The 22,605-nt window shown below is 63.4% G+C and carries 11 protein-coding genes and 1 pseudogene; 6 read left to right on the plus strand and 6 right to left on the minus strand.

Annotation, left to right across the window (positions count from 1 at the left end; all coding sequences use genetic code 11):
* Window positions 1–53 precede the first annotated feature (53 nt).
* From G8E10_RS01280 to G8E10_RS01305, 6 genes and pseudogenes are all read left to right on the plus strand, one after another.
* A complete protein-coding gene (locus G8E10_RS01280) occupies window positions 54–1,955 on the plus strand; it encodes a potassium transporter Kup (RefSeq protein ID WP_110800159.1) in 1,902 nt (633 codons plus the stop codon).
* A 548-nt stretch (window positions 1,956–2,503) separates the two neighbouring features.
* The gene (locus G8E10_RS01285) at window positions 2,504–10,036 is read left to right on the plus strand and encodes a type I polyketide synthase (protein WP_167126143.1); all 7,533 of its coding nucleotides are present in this window, start codon (window positions 2,504–2,506) and stop codon (window positions 10,034–10,036) included.
* On the plus strand, window positions 10,033–11,445 hold the full coding sequence (locus G8E10_RS01290; protein ID WP_167126146.1) for an aminotransferase class I/II-fold pyridoxal phosphate-dependent enzyme: 1,413 nt from the start codon (window positions 10,033–10,035) through the stop codon (window positions 11,443–11,445). The genes G8E10_RS01285 and G8E10_RS01290 overlap by 4 nt, the downstream gene beginning before the upstream one ends.
* 52 nt (window positions 11,446–11,497) lie before the next feature.
* Window positions 11,498–12,301, plus strand: coding sequence for an SDR family oxidoreductase (locus G8E10_RS01295; protein ID WP_167126149.1), 804 nt, complete (start codon window positions 11,498–11,500; stop codon window positions 12,299–12,301).
* An 83-nt stretch (window positions 12,302–12,384) separates the two neighbouring features.
* On the plus strand, window positions 12,385–13,989 hold the full coding sequence (locus tag G8E10_RS01300) for an LTA synthase family protein (RefSeq protein WP_132663932.1): 1,605 nt from the start codon (window positions 12,385–12,387) through the stop codon (window positions 13,987–13,989).
* Window positions 13,990–13,995: 6 nt separating this feature from the next.
* Window positions 13,996–15,331 (plus strand): annotated as a pseudogene (locus G8E10_RS01305) (capsule biosynthesis protein).
* Here G8E10_RS01305 and G8E10_RS01310 read toward each other — a convergent pair.
* From G8E10_RS01310 to G8E10_RS01335, 6 genes are all read right to left on the minus strand, one after another.
* Window positions 15,301–16,311, minus strand: coding sequence for a KpsF/GutQ family sugar-phosphate isomerase (locus G8E10_RS01310; RefSeq protein WP_110800164.1), 1,011 nt, complete (start codon window positions 16,309–16,311; stop codon window positions 15,301–15,303). The pseudogene G8E10_RS01305 and the gene G8E10_RS01310 overlap by 31 nt on opposite strands.
* A 136-nt stretch (window positions 16,312–16,447) precedes the next feature.
* Window positions 16,448–16,915: an RrF2 family transcriptional regulator gene (locus G8E10_RS01315; RefSeq protein ID WP_132663936.1), complete on the minus strand. Its 468-nt coding sequence runs from the start codon at window positions 16,913–16,915 to the stop codon at window positions 16,448–16,450.
* A 160-nt stretch (window positions 16,916–17,075) separates the two neighbouring features.
* A complete protein-coding gene (locus G8E10_RS01320) occupies window positions 17,076–17,318 on the minus strand; it encodes a hypothetical protein (RefSeq protein ID WP_110800165.1) in 243 nt (80 codons plus the stop codon).
* Between the two features lie 547 nt (window positions 17,319–17,865).
* A complete protein-coding gene (gene secD / locus G8E10_RS01325; protein WP_132446149.1) occupies window positions 17,866–20,400 on the minus strand; it encodes a protein translocase subunit SecD in 2,535 nt (844 codons plus the stop codon).
* An 89-nt stretch (window positions 20,401–20,489) separates the two neighbouring features.
* Window positions 20,490–20,975, minus strand: a complete 486-nt coding sequence (locus G8E10_RS01330) for a hypothetical protein (RefSeq protein ID WP_167126155.1) — start codon at window positions 20,973–20,975, stop codon at window positions 20,490–20,492.
* A 188-nt stretch (window positions 20,976–21,163) separates the two neighbouring features.
* Window positions 21,164–22,042 carry a dimethylarginine dimethylaminohydrolase family protein gene (locus tag G8E10_RS01335; protein ID WP_167126158.1) on the minus strand — a complete coding sequence of 293 codons (879 nt, stop codon included), beginning with the start codon at window positions 22,040–22,042 and terminating at the stop codon, window positions 21,164–21,166.
* Window positions 22,043–22,605: the final 563 nt, after the last annotated feature.

A 22,605-nucleotide genomic window follows, 5' to 3' on the forward strand; every position in this document is an offset into this window, starting at 1 on the left:
CGCACGCAACGTGTCTTGCCCGGTGCGAGACGTGAAGGAAAGTCTGGCATTCCATGACCGCATCCGCCGGCCCTGCCCAGCAGGACACCGCAGGCACGAAGAAATTTCTCGTCCTGCTCATGGGATCCATCGGCGTCGTCTATGGCGACATCGGAACCAGCCCGCTCTATGCGTTTCGCGAAGCGCTCCGCCCATTCTCGCATGACGGCATCAGCCATAACGAGGTCATCGGCCTCATCTCGCTGATGGTCTGGACGCTGACGATCATCGTCACCTTCAAATATGTCCTCTTTCTCCTGCGCGCCGACAATGACGGCGAAGGCGGCACGCTGTCGCTTCTCGCCCTTCTGATGAAGAAGACGGGCCGCTACATGCCGGTGCTGTTCTTCGCGGGCATCATCGGCGCCGCCCTGTTCATCGGGGATGCCATGATCACGCCGGCGCTGTCGGTGATGTCCGCCGTCGAGGGGCTGAAGCTCGTGACACCGGCGCTGAGCGGCTACGTCCTACCGATCTCAGCCGCGATGATGGTCGGCCTCTTCGCCGTACAGTCGCGCGGCACGGCTGCCGTCTCCAACTTCTTCGGGCCGATCACGGTTCTCTGGTTCCTGGCCATGGCCTGGGGCGGCCTCCTGCATATCGGCGACGACTACACGATCCTCGAAGCGCTCAATCCGATCAACGCCGTCTGGTTCATCACCCATGCCGGCTTCGTCGGGCTCATCGTGCTCGGCGCGGTGTTCCTCACCGTCACCGGGGCCGAAGCGCTCTATGCCGATCTCGGCCATTTCGGCCGCAAGCCGATCCAGGTCGCGTGGTTCATCCTCGTCTTCCCGTCGCTGGCGCTGAACTATCTCGGCCAGGGCGCCTTCGTGCTGGCGCATCCGGAGGCAGCGGAAAACCCGTTCTATCTGATGTATCCCGACTGGGCGCTGCTGCCGATCGTGCTTCTGGCCACGGCTGCCACCATCATCGCCAGCCAGGCCGTCATCACCGGCGCCTTCTCGCTCGCGCGTCAGGCCGTTCATCTCGGGTTCCTCCCGCGCCTTCAGATCACCTTCACCTCCGAGACGAATACGGGGCAGATCTACGTTCCCGCCGTCAACACGCTGCTCTTCGTCGGGGTTCTCGTGCTCATCTTCACCTTCGGGGATTCGGAGTCGCTGGCGACCGCCTATGGTATCTCGGTCACCGGCGCGATGGTGGTGACGACGCTGATGGCGTTCCAGTTCCTGCGCTCGGTGTGGAAATGGAGCGCCGTTGCCGCCGGCGCCGTTCTCCTGCCGCTGCTGCTTCTCGAAACGGTCTTCCTCGCCGCCAACCTCCTCAAGATCCATGATGGCGGCTGGGTGCCCGTCCTACTGGCGGCCACCATCATGGTCATCATGTGGACATGGCGGAAGGGCTCGATGATCCTGCGCGAGAAGACTGCGCGCAACGACATCCCGCTCGAAACCTTCATCCGGTCGATCGAGAAGAAGTCCGATCACGCCCCGGTCGCCGTTCCCGGCACGGCCGTGTTCCTGACCAGCGTGCCCGACAAGACGCCGGCGGTGCTGCTGCACAATATCAAGCACAACCACGTCCTGCACGAGCAGAACGTCATCCTGACGGTTCGCACCGCCGACACGCCCTATGTGCCGCCTGCGTCCCGCATCGAACTCGTCCGGATTTCCGATCGCTTCCTCCGCATCCAGATCACATTCGGATTCATGGACGACCAGAACGTGTCCAAGGCGCTGGGTCTCTGCAAGAAGGCAGGCTTCAAGTTCGAGATCATGCAAACGTCGTTTTATGTCGGACGGCGCAACCTGATCAGCGACCCGAACTCCGGTCTGCCCAAGTGGCAGGATCGCCTCTACATCGCGCTCGCCGGCATCGGCATCGACCCTTCCGACTACTTCCGCCTGCCGGCAAACCGGGTGGTGGAGCTCGGCGAACAGGTAACGATCTGATCGCGGAGCATGCGTACCGCGCCCCACGCTCGATCCTGTATCCCGCATTGCAGCATTTGGCCCTGGGAAGGCCTCTATCCTATGGCATTGCGGGAGGCCTTCTGCTAACCACCGCCGCGTAGAGGCTTGGCATGGGGGCGGATTCCCGGGCCATACGCATGAGGCCCCTGTCGGTCGGCACCATCCAGCAGGCCTTAAAACCTGCACATTTTCAGGTCATCCACCGCCTGTTTGAAGTACATTCATCCTCCATTCATGCAAGGAAGGTCTTTCTTCTTTTATGGTCGGTAGAAAACAAAATGAATCACTCGACAAACGTGCCCGCTTGTTGCTGTACTCATCAAGGCGCTGGCTGTTGCGCCGTAAAGTTGAAAATTTAGACGCATATATCCACGATATTTGTTTTAGTTATACCTCACATACACAGAGTCATTGTGTCCGAGTCCCGAGGCAGGGACTGCCATCCAGGAGAAGTTCTGATTGATTTTTCGGGACCCAAGTGCAATCAGCAAGTCACACCGCAGACAGTTCAGAGCGTTCGATAAAAGATGACAGCAGAAATCATAGGGCGCGCCTGCGTCGCTCCGGGAGCTGATTCGCCTCAAGCGCTTTTCCGGCTTCTGCGGCAGGGCAAATGTGCGGTAACGCAGATTCCATCGGATCGGTGGGACCTTGCTCGCTTCTGGCATCCCGAGATGGGCAACCCCGGCAAGACCTATTCGTTTGCCGCTGGGGTGATCGACGACATCTATGGTTTCGATCCCGCCGCCTTCGGCATGTCGCAGCGCGAAGCCATGTATATGGATCCGCAGCAGCGCGTTCTCTTGCAACTGGCATGGCGCGCGGTCGAAGACGCCAACATCTCGCTGACCTCGCTCCAGGGCGAAAATGTCGGCGTCTATGTCGGCGCGTCGAGCCTCGACCATGCGAACCTCACGGTCGAAGACCCGGCGGCTGCCGGCCCCTACTTCATGACCGGCAATACGCTGTCCGTCATTTCAAACCGGATCTCCCACATCTTCGGGCTCAGCGGCCCGTCCATGACCATCGATACGGCCTGTTCGTCCTCCATCGTCGCGCTCGATCAGGCGATGCGGGCGCTGAATGCCGGAGAGATCGACACCGCCATCGTCGGCGGCATCAATATTCTCGCTCATCCCCTGCCATTCGTCGGCTTTGCGCAGGCGCGCATGCTGTCGCCCGAAGGCCTGTGCCGCGCCTATGACAATGACGGCGCTGGCTATGTGCGTGCAGAAGGCGGCGTCGTGTTCGTCCTGCGCCGCTCCGATCGGGCCCGGCAGGAAAAGGATCGCAGCTACGCGCGTATCGTCGCGACGGGCACCAACTCGGCCGGCCGCACGAACGGCATTTCGCTGCCGTCGCGCGAGTCCCAGGCAGCCCTGCTGCGGTCGATCTACGAAGGCAACAATATCGACGCCAACCAGGTCGCCTTCGTCGAAGGCCATGGGACCGGCACCAAGGTCGGCGACCCGGCGGAAGTCTGGTCGATCGGCACGGTCATCGGCACCAACCGGCGCGCGCCGGTACCGATCGGCTCCATCAAGTCGAATATCGGGCACACCGAGCCCGCCTCCGGCCTCTTCGGCATGCTGAAGGCCGTCATGGCGCTCGAGAACAATTATCTCCCGGCATCGCTGCATTTCGATACGCCGAACGAAAACATCGACTTCGACGGATTGAACGTGCGCGTCACGGCGAACCCGATCGAGCTTCTGCGCGGCAAGCGCGCGCGCCTCGCCGGCATCAACTCCTTCGGCTTCGGCGGCGCCAATGCGCATGTCGTGATTTCCGATCCCGAGCCCGTATCCGAAGACCGCCAGCGCAACGCGGCTTCCGGTCATATGTTCATGGCGAGCGCCCATACGGCGAGCAGCCTCGAAGAGCTTCTGCGCGCCTACAAGTCGTCCTTCGCCAAGGCCTCCCGCGAGGAAGCCCGTGCCATCATCGCCGCGTCCGGTGCCAACCGCACGGCCATGCGCCACCGCTTTGCGGCACGCAGCGAGAACCCCGAAGACATCATCCGCGCTATTTCGAGCCATATCGAAGCTCCGGCGTCCGATCTCGGCGAGACCGGCGAAGCCGTGACGCGGGATGCGAAGGTCGCCTTCGTGTTTTCCGGAAACGGCTCGCAGTGGGCCGGCATGGGTGCGGACGCCTTCCGCGAAAACCTGCATTTCCGCCAGTGCTTCACCTCGATCAGCGCTCTGTTCAAGTTCCACGCGGACCTCGATCTCGCAGCGCTGCTGACCGATCCGGACCTTGCCCATAAGCTGGCCGACACCAAGATCGCCCAGCCGCTGCTCTTTGCGGTGCAGGCAGCCCTGTCGGATTCGCTGGTTGCCATGGGAATCAAGCCGACGGCCGTTTTCGGCCATTCCGTCGGCGAAATCGCTGCAGCCTATGCGGCCGGCGCCCTGTCGCTGGTCGATGCGGTGGCGATCGTCGCAAAACGCTCGCTGCATCAGGACCTGCTGGCCGGCAAAGGCACCATGGCCGCCGTCATGCTCGGCGACGAAGCCGCTCAGGCCTTCGCAGAGAAGCACGGCATCGCCAATGTCTGCGTCGCCGCCGTCAATGCCCGCAACTCCGTGACCATCTCGGGGCCCGTGGCCGAAGTGACCGCGTTCCGGGATGCCGCCCGCAAGGCGAAGATCCCGGTCCAGATCCTCGACATCAACTACCCGTTCCACCACCCGATCATCGACCAGGCCAAAAAAGCCTTCATGGGCGATATTCCGGACCTGGCGCCGCGCACCACCGAGATCGCCTATCTCTCCACCGTCACCGGCGAGCGCCTCGACGGGTCTCAGCTGGATGTCGACTACTGGTGGAAGAACGTGCGCGAGCCGGTTCGCTTCCAGGCCGCGACGGAAGCGGCCATCGCGCTCGGCTGCACGCTGTTCCTCGAAATCTCGCCACGCCCGATCCTGTCGTCCTACGTCAAGGAAACGATCAAGGCGGCGACCGCGCCGGGCATCGTGGTGCCCACCTTGCTGAAGGAAGTTGCGGCCAAGGGGATCGACCCGGTGTCGCGCGCCATGGCCCGCGCCATCGCGCATGGTGCCGACTGCAATCCGGCACGCCTCTTCGGCAAGCGGAATGCGTCCGTGCGCCTGCCGCTGCTGCCGTTCGAGCCGACCGAACTCCGGCCGGCCGTCACCAGCGATAGCGCCGACCTCTTCGGCCGCGGCTCCCGCGTTCCCTATACGCTTGCCGGCTGGCGCGCCGATCTGAACGGTGGCAGCTGGAAGAACCATATCGACGGACATCTCTTTCCGGATCTCGCCGAACACGTCGTCGATGGAAAGTCCATCCTGCCGGGCAGCGGCTTCATCGAGATCGCGATCTCCGCGGCGCAGCAGTTCTATGGCACCAGCGAGGTCGAGATCACCAATCTTGAAATCGTACGCCCGCTGGAACTCGGCGACACCAGGATCATGGAGCTCTCGACGCTTCTGTCACCGGAAACCGGCGACATCGAAATCCGCTCGCGCGAGCGCCTGACGGAAGACGACTGGGCGGTGCATGCGGTTGCCCGCTGCCGCAAGCCGATCGCGCGCAACGACCACATCCGGCCTGACTTCAAGGGTCTCGAAAAGACGGAAACCGTTCTTGCGGCGAAGGCCTACGAGACAGCGCGGCAGTTCGGACTGGATTACGGTCCGAGATTCCAGCTGCTGTCGAAAGCCGTCGCGTTCGGCGAACGGTTCATCGATGTCGAGCTGAAGACGCCGTCCGAGGCGGGACACCCCTTCGTGTCCTACAGCCTCAATCCGATCTCCGTCGATGCGACCTTCCACGGCATGGTGGCGCTGTTTGGCCGGTTTACCGGCGAAGCTGGCGGCGCACCCTATATCCCCGTTCGGTTCGGCTCGGTTCGGCTTGCAGCCTCGGGCCAGGTGATCAAGCGGGCGATCGCCGAGGTGGAGCGTGTCAGCGCGAACTCCATCAAGGCCAAGTTCCGCTTTTACGGCGAGGACGGCAAGCTCGTCGCCGCATTCGACGACTGCCGCTTCCGCCGGACCTATCTGCGCCAGCACAAGACGCTGGACATGCTGTCCTACCACTACGAGGCCGTGCCCTCCGATACACTGGCAGCCATGCGGCCCGCGCAGCCGAAACCACTGCCGGCTGTCCTCCTGCCGGCCGATGGCGGCGACGGGATCGACAACACGACGCTGCTCTTCAACGCGGCCATCTACCGGGCCTGCCACGAAATCGCGCTGAAGCTCGCGCGCGGCGGCAACCAGGTAGACATGCGGCTTCTGCCCGGCGATGTCGGCTTCCGCTGCTTCCTCAGCAACTGCCTCGTCGTTCTCGGAGATGCAGGCCTTGCAGAGCATACCGACAATCGCTGGACAGTGGCGGCGGACTTCGCGCTGCCTCCGGTCAGCGAAATCCTGAAGGAACTCTACGCCGAAAATGCCGCACGCGCCGTCGAGGCCGTGCTGATCAACGATGCCTACACGGAAGCGCTCGATCGCCTGTCGGCGCTCTATGCTACGGAACTCTCCGGCCAGGGCGGCGAAGACACCGTCGTTCAGACGACGAGCTTCATCAGCGAGGCCACGCTCGATCATCAGGCCGTCCACTCGCTGGCCACCCGCCAGCGGACCGACATGGTGTACGCGGCACTGGAGCAGGCTCTCTCGTCGGCCGAAAACGGCCTTCGCATCATCGAGCTTGGCACCGTGTCGGCCAGTTTCACGCGGCGCCTTGCGGCTCTTGCCGTGCGCCATGGCGCAAGCCTTGCCGTGATCGAGCCGCGCGACAATGCGCAACGCAACCTTGAAATCGCGTTCGAAGACGATGCGCGCGTCTCCGTCCTGAAGAAGGACGCGTTCACGTCGGTCAAGACAGTCGATATCGTCGTCAGTGCCTCCGAGATGCTGTTTGCCCTGGCGGACGAAGATCCGTCGCTTCGTGGCATTCTCGGTCACGCCCTGCGCCCGGGCGGCGCCTTCATCGCCGTGACGACAGCGCCGACCGTGTTCAGCGATTTCGCCTATGGCCTGACGGACGGATGGTTTGCCCGAAGCCAGTCGCCGGAATTCCCGATCGGTCGGTTTGCAACCGCACCGCAGTGGGAAAAATGTCTTTCCGACCTGAGGCTCGCTGATATCGTCGTCGATGATCGCGAAGGGGCCTATGGCGCGCTGATCGCGCTTGAGGCGAGAGCCGGCCGATCTGCGCTCGACGCAGCCTCGCCAGACGTTTCGGCACCCGTATCGCACCACCCAATCCTTGTGCTCGGGACAGCGGCTGCGACCGCCGCCTTGCCGGCATCCATTTCCGACTGTGCGATCGTGCCCGTGACGCTCACGGGCGAAGAGACCGACAAGGTGCAGCTCCTCGAAGCGTTCAAGGCGCTTCATGGGCGCGCCATCCGGGCGGTCTACCTGTCGCCTGCGCCGTCGGCGGACACGCTCGAGGATTCCGAGCATTTGCAGACCATCGTCCTGTCGCTCAGTGCCTTCGGCGAAGCCGTCCGCGCGCATCATGCGGATCGTGAACCCACGGGCGACGAGCGTCCGCACCTGGCACTGGTTGCTCCGGGCGGATCGCCGGTCGCCGCAACGTCTGCGCTGAACAGCGGCGTCTGGACCTTCTGCCGCGTTCTCCAGAACGAATACGACCTGATCGATCTTCACGCGGTCGACGCGCCCGCTGCGACCCCGTCTGAAGTCGAGACAGTGCTCGCTCTTGCGGCAGCGCTGATCGAGAGTGAACACGAGAACCGCGAATGGGCCGTCATCGACGGTCATGCGCAGGAGATCCGTGCCGTTCCCGGCCCGGTCGAAGGCACCCTTCGCCAGACGCAGTCGTTCGAGGCTGCAACCATCCGCCAGCGTGTGGCCTCGCAGGTCGGCAGCATCGCGTGGGAAGCCACCAGCCTGCCGGAACCCGGCCCGACGGATGTCGTCGTCGAAGTCGCGGCCACCGGTCTCAACTTCCGTGACGTGATGTGGGCCATGGGCCTTCTTCCGGAAGAGGCCCTGGAGGACGGATTTGCCGGTGCGACCATCGGCATGGAGCTTTCCGGCCATGTGGTCGCGCTCGGCAGTGACATCACGGACCTTGCCATCGGCGATCCCGTCATGGCCATGGCCTCGGCCGCCTTTTCGACGCATGCCGTGGTCGCGCGCGCCGGCATCGCCCGGTTGCCGGAAACGGTCAGCCCGGTTGCCGCCGCGACGGTTCCCGTCGCCTTCCTCACGGCCTATTATGCGATGATCGAACTCGGCCGCATCCGCGCCGGCGAGACCATCCTCATCCATGGCGCGGCCGGCGGTGTCGGTCTTGCAGCGCTGCAGGTGGCAAAGCATGCCGGTGCCAAGGTGATCGCCACCGCCGGCACCCGCGAAAAACGTCACTTCCTGACGATGCTGGGTGCCGATCACGTCTTCGATTCGCGTTCGCTGTCCTTCGTGGAGGACATTCGCGCCGTGACCCGTGGCGAGGGCGTCGATCTCGTTCTGAACTCGCTCTTTGCCGAGGCGATGGAGCAGAGCCTGTCGCTGGTCAAACCCTTCGGCCGGTTCCTGGAACTCGGCAAGCGCGACTACTTTGCCGACAGCAAGATCGGGCTTCGCCCGTTCCGCCGGAACATCAGCTATTTCGGCATCGATGCCGACCAGCTGCTTGTCAACCAGCCGGACCTGACCAAGCGGATCTTCGCCGAGGTCGGGCAGCTGTTCGAAGAGGGCAAGTTCGTGCCGCTGCCCTATCGTGCCTTCGCGCATGACGAGATCGGCAATGCCTTCCGCCTCATGCAGAATGCCGGGCATATCGGCAAGATCGTCGTGCTTCCGCCTGTTGCCGGCCGGGATTCCGTTTCGGCAGCCGCTGGCGCGCGGATGACGGTGTCCGGCGACGGCGTGCATCTGGTCGTCGGCGGTATCGGCGGCTTCGGCCTTGCCGCCGCTAATTGGCTCGTGGAAAAGGGTGCCCGCCGGATCGCGCTCACCACCCGTCGCGGTGTGGCCGATGCGGACACGCTGGATGCGATTCAGCGCTGGGACGCCAAGGGCGTCGTTGCCAGCGTTCACGCCTGCGATATCACCAATGTCGATGCGACGGCTGCGATGCTCGCAACGCTGCGGCGCGAAGGCCCGCTGAAGGGCATCATTCATGCCGCCATGGTGCTTGACGATGCGCTGATCTCCAATCTCGACCGGGCGCGCAACCGCCCCGTCATCGACACCAAGGCGAAGGGCGCTGCCGTGCTCGACAGCCTGACGCGGAAGGACGATCTCGACCTCTTCCTGTTGTTCTCGTCGGCAACGACCTTGGTCGGCAATCCTGGCCAGGGCAATTACGTCGCGGCCAACGGCTATCTCGAGGGACTGGCGCGGGCGCGGCGGGCAGCGGGGCTGAAGGGTCTCGCCATCGGCTTCGGCGCGATCGCCGATACCGGCTATTTGGCGCAGAATACCGAGGTCAACGACATCCTGTCGAAGCGCATCGGCAAGACCGCGCTGAAAGCGCAGGCGGCGCTCGACCAGGTGGAAGCCTATATCGTTGCCGACCCCGGCACGGTGAATGCCGCGACCGCCATGGTTGCCGAGTTCGACTGGGCGGCCGCGCGCAATCTGCCGGTCGTTCGCCAGCCCCTGTTCGAGGTGGTGATGCGCACCGCCGACCAGCACACCGGCAGCAGCGACGGCAGCACGCTCGATCTCGTCGCTATGATCGAGGGCAAATCGCCGCAGGAGGGCGAAGATCTGCTTTATGAGCTTGTGGCCAACGAAATCGCCGCAATTCTGCGGGTTTCCAAGGATACGATCTCCCGGAACAAGGTCTTGAAGGAAATCGGGCTGGACAGTCTGATGGCCGTTGAACTCGGCATCAGCTTCCAGCAGAATACGGGATTTGACATGCCGCTCTCGGGCGTCGCCGACAATACGACCGTTGGGGACGTTGCGCACAAGCTGTACGAAAAGGTCAGCAAGCGCGACCAGGGAAGCGACGAGGAAGAGCCGCCGACGGAAGACAAGATCCTGAGCGAACTGACCCAGCGCCATAAGGCGACGTCTCCGGAGAAAGCTGCAAGCCAATGAGCGACGACCGGCAACCTGCCGCATCGAAGATGAACAGCAGCATCCGGGAGAACCTGCTCGACCGGATGCGCAACACGCATCAGTCGTCCGAGCGCAACCGGATGGCCCGCTCCGAACGCGAGGTTCCGACACCGGTGCGCCGGACGCAGATGCGGTTCGAGGACCTGCCGGAGTACAAGCAGGTGCAGACGCAGGAGGCGGCGAGCGCGCAGCTCGGTATCGACAATCCCTTCTACCGTGCCCATGCGACGGCGGCCGGCGCGACGACCATCATCAATGGTCGCGAGCTGATCAACTTCGCCTCCTACGACTATCTCGGCCTGAACCGTCACCCGCATGTGCTGGAGAAGGCGAACGAGGCGATCGGCACCTATGGCATTTCGGCGTCGGCCAGCCGCCTCGTGGCCGGCGAGCGCCCGGTGCATGGCGAGCTGGAAGAGCGGATCGCCCGCTTTTACGGCGTGGATGCTGCGGTTTGCTTCGTTAGCGGTTACCTGACCAATGTCGCGGCGATCAGCTGCCTGCTCGGCCCGAAGGATCTCGTCGTCCATGACGAGTTCATCCACAACAGCGCCCTTGCCGGCATCAAGCTTTCGGGCGCCACGCGTCGTCTGTTCAAGCACAACGACGCCCAGGACCTCGAAACGGTGCTGCGGACGGTGTCCGGCGATTACCGGCGCATCCTGGTGGTCGTCGAAGGCATCTATTCGATGGATGGCGACGTGGCGAACCTGCCGGCCATCCTCAAGCTCAAGGCGGAATACGGCTTCTGGCTGATGGTGGACGAGGCGCACTCCCTCGGCATTCTCGGCCGTCGCGGTCGCGGTACGTTCGAGCATTACGGCATCGACCCGAAAGAGGTCGATATCTGGATGGGCACGCTGTCGAAGACGACGGCAAGCTGTGGCGGCTATATCGCCGGCAACGCGGCGCTCGCGTCCGTTCTCAAGGCAACGGCGGGCGGTTTCGTCTACAGCGTTGGCCTCGCACCGGCGCTGACGGCCGCGGCCATCGGCAGCCTCGATATTCTGGAGAGCGAACCGCAGCGTGCCGCAGCCCTCCGGCGCAACGGAACGCTGTTCCTGAAGCTTGCGCAGGAAGCCGGTCTCGACACCGGGCTCAGCGCCGGTTTCTCCGTCGTACCGGTTCTCGTCGGCGACAGCCTGCGGGCGGTGCAGCTTTCGAACGACCTCCTGGCGGCCGGCGTCAATGCGCTTCCGATCATTCACCCTGCCGTGCCCGAAGGCCTGGCGCGCCTGCGCTTCTTCATCACCAGCGAGCATACCGAAGAGCAGATCCGCAAGACGGTGGCGCTGACGGCGGAGAAGCTCAAAGACCTGACCGACCGCAATTTCGGGCTGGCTTCCATCGACATCCAGCAGATGATGAAACTGCTGGCGGCCCGGTGAAACGGGCGCGACGGTCTTCGGTGACGCACGCGTCCAGACCGCTGGGCGTCGCATGACACATGTGGTCATCACCGGTGGATCGAGCGGTATCGGCCTCGCCGTCGCACGGATCTATGTTCATCGCGGCTATCGCGTTTCTCTCATCGCGCGCGGCATGGCGGCGCTCGAAGCGGCGCAAATCGCACTGCGCGAGGGAAACGAAGGGCGCGTTCACATCGCCGCGGCGGATGTTGCGAATGCGGACACCGTGGGCGCGGCGATCCGTGCCTGCGAAGCGGAAGCCGGTCCCTGCGACATCCTGATCTGCTCGGCCGGCATTGTGGAGCCCTCCCCTTTCGAAAACCAGACGGAGGCCGACTTCGATCGCCAGATCGCCGTCAACCTCTCCGGCTCCGTCCATGCGGTTCGTGCCGTCTATGCGCAGATGTGCGCACGCGGACGGGGGCGTATCATGCTCGTCTCATCCGGCGCGGGGCTGATCGGCATTCCCGGATATGCCGCCTATTGCGCATCGAAATTCGCGCTGCGGGGTTTTGCCGAGGCCTTGCGATCGGAAGCAAAGCCGAAGGGTGTCACGGTCTCCATCTGCTTCCCGCCCGACACCCAGACACCACAACTGGAGCGGGAACGCGCAGCACGTCCGGCGGAAGCCGAGGTGATCATGGGTCAGGTCAAGCCCTGGAGCGCCGAGCAGGTGGCGACCCACATGGTGCTGGCACTCGATCGCGGGCGCTTCGACATCTATTTCGGGCTGACGCTTCTCGCGCTCGGGAGGCTCGCTCCGCTCGTGCGCCCCCTCATCGACTGGCACTTCGACCGGCAGATTCGCCGCCTACAGAGAGTAACGGAACCGTGACAACGCTTGTCACCCATCGTGATTGCCTCTAGAACTCGGGCGCGACGTGACGGCGCTCACGCCGCGATATTGAAGGGTTTCGTTTGCCGTCGACATCGCTCCAGCTTCACGATCATCCGGTCTCGTTGATCCTCGTCTGCTTCACGCTCTCGTTCCTCGTTGCGTGGTTCACCGACAGGTTCGCTCTGCCCGCGCGCGAGCGCCGCCGCAACATGCCGGCAAACAGGACTGTGTGGCACGGGCTGCGTGACGGCATAGCCCGCATGCCGGTCGTCGCCATCATCTATGCGTTCTTCTTCGCCATCTCCTGGCGCCCGCTGTATGGTGCCGCTGGTTGCATGAGCTTCTTCATCATCTTCACCGCGATCTCGCGCGCCAAGTTCCGGTTCATCCGCGAACCCCTGGTGTTTTCCGACATCGCGCTGGTGGCGGATGTCTTCAAATACAAGTCGATCTTCTATGCGAACTCCCTGAACATCGTCTTTTGGTTCGTCGCTTTCGGCTATGTCTTCGGCGTGTCCGGCCTCTACATGTATTTCGAGCCGAACGTGCTCCCGAACCATGCCGAGCCGTTCTATGTCGTGGTGATGGTCATCGCCGCCGCCCTGCCCTGGATCTCGCTCTTCTGGGGCCCGGTCAACACGCCGACGGCGGACCTCGTGCAGCGGCTCGTCGGCAAGCCCGATGCCAAGGTCAGCACCGTCCGTTTCGGCACCTTCTCCTCCGTCGTGTTCCATTTCATCATCTGGCTCGGCGTCCGCCGGGAGAAGATCGTCAACGAGCTTTCCGGCGCCTTCTTCGCCGCCGTCAACGACCTCATCGGGCATGATGCGGAGAACAAGGCGCCGCTCGTCGTCGTCTGGCAGTCGGAGTCCTTCCTCGACATGCGCCATTACGGCGTCAACTCCATTCGCCTTCCGACCATCGACCGGTTGCAGAAGCTCTCTACGCAGTGGGGACGCATCGCGACGGTGTTCGAGGGTGGGTATACGCTGCGCACCGAATTTGCCGTTCTGAGCGGGCTGCAGCCCGACGATATTCATGTGGATGCCAGCTACCCCTATCTCCGGGCACGGCACTACACTGACGTCGTGTGGCCGACGAAGCTCAAGAAGGCAGGCTGGCGGACGCACTTCATTCACCCCTATGACCGCACGTTTTTCCTCCGCCACAAGGCGATGCCGCTGCTCGGCTTCGAGGAGATGACGATGCTGGACGCGTTCGATCACGATCCGGCGCGCGACGGGCCCTATGTCTCCGATACCGCGCTGACGCGCAAGGTGATTGAGGCAGTGGACAAGCAAAAGGACGACAAGGGCAGCTTCATCTTCGTCGCCTCCATGGCCAATCACGGCCCGTGGGAGCCCGGCCGCGTTCCCGGCTATAGCGATCCCGTCAGTATCTATCTGGAGATCCTGCAGCAGTCGGACAGGGCGCTCGGCCAGCTGGTCGATCATCTGAACAAGCTCGACCGGCCGGTCTGGCTCGTGTTCTACGGCGACCATGCGCCGCTGCTGAAATCCTTCGCCGACCCCTTCCCGGACCCGCGCACCGATTATTTCATCACGCCGCTGGCGGCGGCCCGCACGCTGCAGCAGGGGCCCGTGTTCCCGCGCAACGAAGAGCCCTGGAACCTGCTGAAGGCCATGCTGAAGCATGCGAACCTTCACAAGGACGAGCTGGACTAGGCGGCGATGACCCTCGGCGGCACGCACGCATTTGGCACGGCACAGCGGGTGTTCCTGTTTCTCGAAGGACCGTCGTCGCCGCTCTTCATGAAGATCGCCGACCGGCTGGAAGCTCAGGGGCATGCCTGCCTGCGGGTGAACCTCAATATCGGCGACCGGATCTTCTGGCGCCGGCGCGGCGGATACGCGTTTCGGGGGCGCCCGGAGGCGTGGGCTGGCTGGATTGCCGATTTTCTGACGCGCCACCGCGTGACCGACCTCGTCCTTCTGGGCGAGGAACGCCCCTACCACCGGGTCGCGACGGAGGCTGCGAAGCGGCTCTCGATCGACATCTACGTCATCGAGATGGGATACCTGCGACCGGACTGGCTGACGCTCGAGCGTGACGGCATGTCCACCAACTCGCACTTTCCGGATGATCCCGACCACATCCTGCGGGCAGCCCGTGACGTGCCCGAACCCGACTGGACGCGGAGGTATTCCCAGACGTTTCTGGCGGAAGCCGCCTACGACCTGCTCTACAATCTGCCAAATGCGTTTCTGTGGTTCCTCTACCCGCATTATCGCCGCCACGCGCTCTACCATCCGCTGCTGGAATATGGAGGGTGGATCCTCAGGCTCGTGCAGGAGAAACGGCGCCTACGGGAAGCGCAGGCGACGATCTCGGCTCTCGAAGCGGGACACGGCCCCCTGTTCATCTTTCCCCTGCAACTGCAGACGGATTTCCAGCTTCGGGTGCATTCGCCCTATCACGACCAGCAGCAGGCGATCGACGAGGTCCTGACGTCGTTTTCGCGTTTTGCCGCACCTGACGCGCGGCTCGCGGTGAAGATCCATCCGCTCGACAACGGCCTTGTCGACTGGGCCGGAACGGTCGCGCGAAAGGCTGCGGCCCTCGGGCTCGGTTCACGCGTCTCGTTTCTCGATGGCGGGGATCTCGCCGCGCTGATCGGGCTCAGCGCCGGCATCGTGACCGTCAACTCCACCGTCGGGCTGCATGCGCTGCAGCAACGCAAGCCGGTGAAGGTACTGGGCGTCGCGATGTTCGACATCGACAGGCTGACGGATCAACAGCCGCTCGATGCCTTCTGGCGCACGCCGCGCCTGCCGGATGCCGATGTCTGCACGGCCTTCTTCCGGCTCGTCGCGGCCGCCATTCAGGTTCGGGGAAATTTCTACTCGAAGGCCGGGACGGATGCCGGTGCGGAGGCGATTGCCGCACGTCTTCTCGCGCGCGATGTCAACGAGCCCGATGCCTTCATCGATCCGCCGCCGCGCAAGCGCCCGGTCAAACGACCGCGACCTTAACCGTCACGCGACGCCGGCGCGCAAGAGGTCGTGAATGTGCAGGATGCCAACCGGCGTCTCGGTTTCATCGACCAGGAAAAGCACCGTTACCTTGCTCGACTGCATGACCTGCATGGCAGCGCTTGCCAGCAGCTGCGGCGAGATCACGCGCGGCTTGACCGACATGATCGCCTCGACCGTCTGTTGCAGGAGACCGTCCGACATATGGCGGCGCAAGTCGCCATCGGTGATGACGCCCGCAAGTTTGCCGTCCTTGCCAACGACGCCGACGACGCCGAAGCCCTTGGAGGACATCTCGATCAGCGCCTGCCCCATCTGCGCGCCGAGCGGCAGAAGCGGCATGGCATCGCTGCGATGTGCGAGTTCGCCGACGAGCAGAAGCTGCGCCCCAAGCTTGCCGCCGGGATGGAAGGTCTTGAAATCCTCGGCCGAAAAGCCGCGGCGCTCCAGAAGTGCTATCGCCAGCGCATCGCCGACAGCGAGTTGAAGAAGCGCCGAGGTGGTCGGCGCCAGTCCGTGGGGGCAGGCTTCATTGACCTTGGGAATGACGATCGGCACGGTGGAATGGCGGGCGAGCAGGCTGTCGCGGTTCGAGGTCAGCGAGATCACCGGCACCTTGAAGCGCTGGGCATAGGCCAGCATGTTGCCGAGCTCGACCGTTTCGCCCGACCACGACAGCAGGATGAGCAGATCGTCCGAGGTGATCATGCCGAGATCGCCGTGGCTGGCTTCCGTCGGATGCACGAAATAGGCTGACGTTCCCGTGGACGCCATGGTGGCCGCGATCTTGCGGCCGATATGGCCGCTCTTGCCGACGCCGGAGACGACGACACGGCCATTGCGATCGGCAATCAGCGTCACGGCATCGGCCAGATTGCGCGCGAAGACCGCATCATTGGCAAAGCTGGTGGCGAGCGCATTGACGCCGTCAACCGTGGTGGCAAGCGAGCGTCCGATGGAGTCGAGAATCGCGCTGTCCTCAGTCAGGCTGGCATCGATCGATCTAAGGCTCATTGTATCTCTCCCGGCAATCTCAACGCGGGTTACTCCCTGCGCGGGGAAAGATCAACGCGTAAACCTCAACGTACCAAGTCAGCCATATCGCTGCGTCCCGGTAAAAGCGCCTCTGTGCGGCGCCGTGCAAAAAAGCTCAGCTGACGCGCTGGACCACCGTTTCGTCCGGCAGCGCCACGCGGTGCTTTTCGGGGTTGGCGATAAAATCTTCGAGCGTCATCGAATCCAGGATATCGGCCATCGCATCCCGGACGATGGTCATCGAGCGGCGCACTTCGCAGGTTTCGGGATCGTTGCAATCGTCGCAGACCTCGTAGGCCGTGCGGCTGGCACAGCGGATCGGCGCCAGCGGGCCGTCCAGCGTGCGCACCACCTGCCCGATGCGAATCTGGGCTGCGGGACGCGACAGCGAATAGCCGCCGCCCGGCCCCTTCTTCGACTTCAGGAAGCCGGCATTGCGCAGTTCGAGCAGGATCGCGTCGAGAAACTTCTTCGGAATATTGTTGCGGGTCGCAATTTCGGTGATGAACGCCGTCTCACCCGGATCCAGATGCGCCAGATCAACCAACGCCTTCAATCCGTACTTACCCTTTTTCGTCAACATTCCGCGTGCTCGTCCTGAGAGGCCTACACCCGACAATTCAGGCGTGCTGCCGCGCCACACTATCACGTTTGGCGCATTCCAGACATAGGCAGCGCACCCCGGAGCGAGGTTTTTACCGGGAAAGCAGCAAGAATATGGATCGAGGGCATGGCAGCCAGTATCAGGCGGCCATTTCAGCCAGTCGGCCGGGCCGTGCGCGAGCACCCGCGAGATGAGCGACGACCGCATGGCGTGCAGCGTCTGCGGTGGCGAAGCGCTGCGCGTCGAGTTCCCAGACATGGTACTTCACGGCGACGAACTTCAGCGTGCCGGCATCGGGTACGACCACGCCAACAGCTTCGCCGTTGATCTCAATGACCTGCCGGTTGGCGGTCGCATTCGCGTTGATGGTGTTCTTTTCCATAGTGAACGCTCCTTCCGCGCCAAAGGCGGGAGTGTCTGTCAGTTTCGCAAGTCTTGATGGTTTATGCCGGGGTCACATTCGCGAAAGCGAACACATCCACCGATCTGCCACTGCTTTACGACACAGGGAACGAGAGCCGCGGAGGGAAGCGGTACGGTCAATGTCGAACATGCACTCTCCTCTGGCTCTACCCGTTCCAAACGGGCCTTCTGGAAACATACCGCCGACCGTGGTCTCTGCGGATGATTTGAAACTAATGCAGTCTATACCGGAAGTCAATTACAAAATCATGTCTGACGCAATCTCATTCCAAAATAACTCTCAAAGGCGCCGTTATCGATAGTCTCATTCCATATTCCGCCATTATTCGGAAATCTATGCTGATTCGATCGTGTCTGCGGGAACGTCCAACGGGCACGACGAATCTAGTGTGTTCTTCGCACGAAAAAAGGGCGGCCCGATGGGCCGCCCTGTGAAATTTTCATGACGTTTCGTTGTCGGGCGGACGGCCCGGAGCCGCAGCGATCCCGCTGCGGCTGGAAATGCCTCAGCCCTTGACCGGCTCTCCCGGGAGGCCCGCCGCGCGGGCCGTTTCCCGGTCCTTCCACCAGCGGCTGAGGAACAGCAGGATCGGGCCGCCGATATAGATCGACGACGTGGTCGCGACGATGACGCCGAAGATCATCGGCCAGGCGAAGCTCTTCACCGCGTCGCCGCCCCAGATGGCCATGGGAACCAGCGAGAAGGCCGTCGCCATGGAGGTGAAGATGCATCGCGCGAGAACCTGGTTGATCGACATGTCGATCAGCTCGGAGAAAGGCATCGACTTGTACTTGCGCAGGTTTTCTCGCATGCGGTCGTAGACCACGACCTTGTCGTTGACGGAGTAGCCGATCATCGTCAGCACCGCGGCGATGGCCGTGAGGTTGAAGTCGATCCCCGTCAGCGCGAAGAAGCCGATGGTCTTGGTGATGTCGAGCAGCAGAACCGCAATGGCGCCCACGGCAAAGTGCCATTCGAACCGCCACCAGATGTAGATCAGGATCGCGAGCATGGCGAGCGACACGGCGAGGAAGCCGGAACGTGCAAGCTCCGCACTGATCGTCGGACCCACCACTTCCGTACGCTCGAACGAGGCATCCGGAATGGAGCTCGCGACGGCGCCCTTGATGGCGTTCAATGCGACCGTTTGTTCCTGCTCGCCGCCCGGCTGACGCTGAACGCGGATGAGAACCGAGGTGCCCTGGCCGAATTCCTGCAGCGCGACTTCGCCAAGGTTCAGGCCTTCGAGGTTTTCGCGCAGCTTGGGCAGGTCGAGCGTCGTCTTCGACGTGGTCTCCACCTGAATACCGCCGACGAAATCGATCCCGTAGTTCAGGCCCGGCGTGAAGAACAGGATGATGGAGCTGATCGACAGGAAGGCCGACGTCGCGATGGCGATGTAGCGGCCGCGCATGAAGGAGAAGTGCGGCAGATGCCGGACCTTGCCGAACAGCCACGGGATGTCGAGCTTCTTCATCTTCCGGCGTACAACCACTTCGCGCATCATCAGGCGGACGACGGTGATGGAGGTGAACATGGAGATGACGATGCCGAGCATCATGGTGACGGCGAAGCCACGGACCGGGCCGGAGCCGAAGGCAAACAGCAGCACGGTGCCCGCAAGCGTCGTGACGTTGCTGTCGATGATGGTGGCATAGGCCTTGTTGAAGCCGACATCGAGCGCCTTCATGGCGCCGGCACCGGCTGCGGTCTCTTCCCGGATACGGGCGTTGATGAGGATGTTGGCGTCGACCGCCATGCCGATGCCGAGAATGATACCGGCAATACCGGGCAGCGTCAGCGTGGAGCCGAGCATGCCGAGCACGCCGATCGTCAGGATCGTGTGCAGCAGCAGGCCGATATTGGCGATCATGCCCCAGGAGCCGTAGAGCACGAGCATGAGCGTGACGACGAGGATGAAGCCGGCGATGCCGGTGAAGATGCCCATGCGGATCGAGTCGGAGCCAAGGTTCGGGCCGACGGAGCGTTCCTCGATGATGGTGAGCGGCGCCGGCAGAGCGCCCGAGCGCAGGAGTGCGGAGAGAACGGTGGCTTCCTGGGCGGTGAAGTTGCCCGAGATCTGGCCCTGCCCGCCAAGGATCGGCTCGCGGATGACGGGTGCCGTCAGCACCTTGCCGTCGAGCACGATGGCGAAGGGCTTACCGACATTGTCGCGAGTGATTTCGGCGAACTGGCGTGCGCCCTGTGCGTCGAAGGAGAAGGAGACGATCGGCTCGTTGGTCTGCTGGTTGAAGCCAGCCTTGGCGTCGGCAAGACGCTCGCCGGAAATGGCGACGCGGGTCTCGACGGCATATTTCGCCGGATCGTTGGCGCCGACGAGGATATCGACGCCGCGCGGCGCGACACCGTTCGGATCGACCGTCTGGTCGACCATGTGGAAGCTCATCTGGGCGGTGGAGCCGAGAAGCTGACGCAGGCGCGTCGGGTCCTGCAGACCCGGCAGCTGGACGAGGATGCGGTCCGAGCCGACGCGCTGGATGAGCGGTTCGGCGACGCCGACCTGGTCGACGCGGCGACGGATGATCTCGAGGCTCTGATCGACGGCAGCCGTCATGCGCTCGTCGAGGCCGGCCTGGGTCAGGCGCACGGTAATGGCGGCGTCAGTGCTGGTGACGTCGATATCGGAAGACGACGTGCCGAAGCCGAGCGGGCTTGCGGGAGCGGCGAGCGCGTTGATCTTCGGAGCCACGCGGCCGCGGGCGTCCACATCGGCGATCGTGACGACGATGGCGTCGCCGGCGATGCGGGCGGAGGAGACGGGCACGCGCTCGGTGCGCAGCACGCCGCGAATGTCATCCAGAAGCGTGTTCAGCCGGGCCTGCCGCAGGCCGGCGGCATCGACTTCGAGCACGAGATGAGAGCCGCCCTTGAGGTCGAGACCGAGGGTGACCGGCTTGACCGGGAGATAGGCGGCATAACGCTGCTGCGTTTCCACCGAGAGAACGTTGGGAAGCGCCGCGATGATCCCGAAGAGGGTAATCGCGACATAGGCCAGAATGGCCCATTTCGATGTGCGCATGAAGGGTTTCCAATATCGTCCGCCCTGAACCCCTGATGGGTGCGGCGGGTCGTGAAGGCAAAGGGTATGACGCGCAAGGGGCCGGCGCGTCAGCGGCCGAACGACGCCCGAACCGGTGGCGCCCGGGCCTCGGCGGCCTCGGAGACACCGCCGTCAAGACGATGGCTGCGGCCTGAAGGGGCGCTAACGGTGACCGGATGGAGAAGCGCTGGTGTGCGGAAGACCGGGAGGAAGAACGGGTCGGGACCGCCGGGAACGGGCTTTGCGTCCACGCGCTCGGCGGTGAACCGGATGTCTGCCGGCTGCGCCGCCCGCAAAGCCTGACGGGAGAGCGCGGTATCGGCCGCGCGGCCATCCCTGTTCTCACGGTCGGAGACGTCGCCCGGTCGCAAGGATGCGCCGGTTCCCGACGCGACGATCTGGGCAGATGCGACGAGCGGCATCGCGAGCACGGCGGCAAACAGCCAGAACAGCGCCAGAAGCCTGGTCGAGGCTCCCCACACTGCCCGGCGCCATTCCTGGCGGCCCTGTCGCCATAGCTGGCGGCGGCTTGTTCTGCCGATCCCGTCGTTCACGGGCCTGTCCTTCCCTGCGGGTCGCGTCCCGGCGCTTGTTCAACGTGGTCGCGTCCCGGCGCTCCGTTGATTTGGTCGCGTTGCGGCGCTCCGTCGATGCGGGCCTTACAACCATTCCCGGCAACCAAAGTCAAATCACGCTCTATCCGCAGAGATGGCCGGAAGGCCAAGGCACGACGTTTGCCGCCTCAGCCGGCACTGCGCAAGAGCGGGCAAACCAGCCCGGTCGGGCCACCTTCGCACGGCACGCAGAGCGCGTCGCCCTCGAAGGTTTGAACCGTACAGCCAGCTGTCTCGAGCGCGGCCTGCGTTTTCGGATAGCCTGACAGCATCACCAGTTCGCCCGGCTTCAGCGCGAGAACCTGGAGACTGCCGCCATTGCTGGCATGGAACTCGTCGGCGGGAGCCTCGACGAGGCTGATGCCCCACTCCTGCAGGATCTGGTAGAGCGCGACGGGAAGAAGCGGCGCGAAGACCAGCGCCAGATCGCGCCTCAAGGGGCTGACGATCGAGGACAGGTGGAAGCAGGCATCGTCGCCATTCCAGAGCGGCACGTCGTAGCTGAGGGCATCGACGCCTTGTGCGGCAAGAATCGTCGCTAGCTGGGCAATGCCTTCGTCATTGGTGCGCAATCCGCGGCCGATGAGCAACGTTTCCGCATCCAGCCAGACGACATCGCCGCCCTCGACCGTGCCAAAACCGTCGATGCGGCCGAGAATCGGAATGCCCGCCTTCTTGCAGGCGGCTTCGTGCAGCGCGACTTCCTTGCGCCGCTCCGCCTTGCCCGGCCGCAGGAGGACCGCGCCATGTGGCGTCATCAACAGCGGATCCTGCGTGAACATCGCATCGGCGAGACCGTCGCCTCTGTCCTCGATCCAGAGGATTTCGGCACCGGATTGCTCCACGAAGTTTGCAAAGTCGCCATATTGACGGATGGCTTTTTCAGCGTCGAAAGCCGCACCATAATGCCACGTGGCGGCGTCGGCATCGATGAGGCTTTTCGCCGGGCGGCGCATGAGGACGCGCTTGAGGGGGGCCGACATATCCCGAACGCCGAATTCCGCCATGGTGTCTCCTGTCTGGGCACAGCACCCGACAGCGCGGCATGCATCATATAGCGCATCATAGGCAGGATATGGACGGCAGCAAGGCCGACGAAAAAGGGCCGCAGGACGGGACGATCCTGCGGCTCAAAATCGGGACAGTCTATCAGGCGACACCGCAAGCACGGTGTCGATGGCTGACCATAGCCGACGGCCCTCAGCATCGGCTTAAGCGGTTCGGGACAATTTTACGGATCGTGGTATTTCCATCCCTTGGTCTTTCGCTTCTACAGCGCCGTGCGTCATATATGACGCACTCAGGTTCGCTGTAGCACTTTGTATCTTCTGCATAATTTTATCCTGAAATCGATTTCGATTTAAGGAATTATGCAGTAGGCTGCAGCTTCGCTCAAGATTGCGACGATATCTCTTGCCACATGCCGGCGGGCATACGGCATCCAGCATGTCCGCACCCATGCGGATCCCGATCCGCCCGCCGGCATTCCCCTCCCTCCTCATCATCAACGGCTGGCACGCGTCGTCAGCGACGGGATCATTTTCCCCTTGCCTCGGTTCATATGTCAGGC

It is taken from the genome of Ferranicluibacter rubi, from assembly GCF_011603255.1.
GTDB lineage: Bacteria > Pseudomonadota > Alphaproteobacteria > Rhizobiales > Rhizobiaceae > Ferranicluibacter > Ferranicluibacter rubi.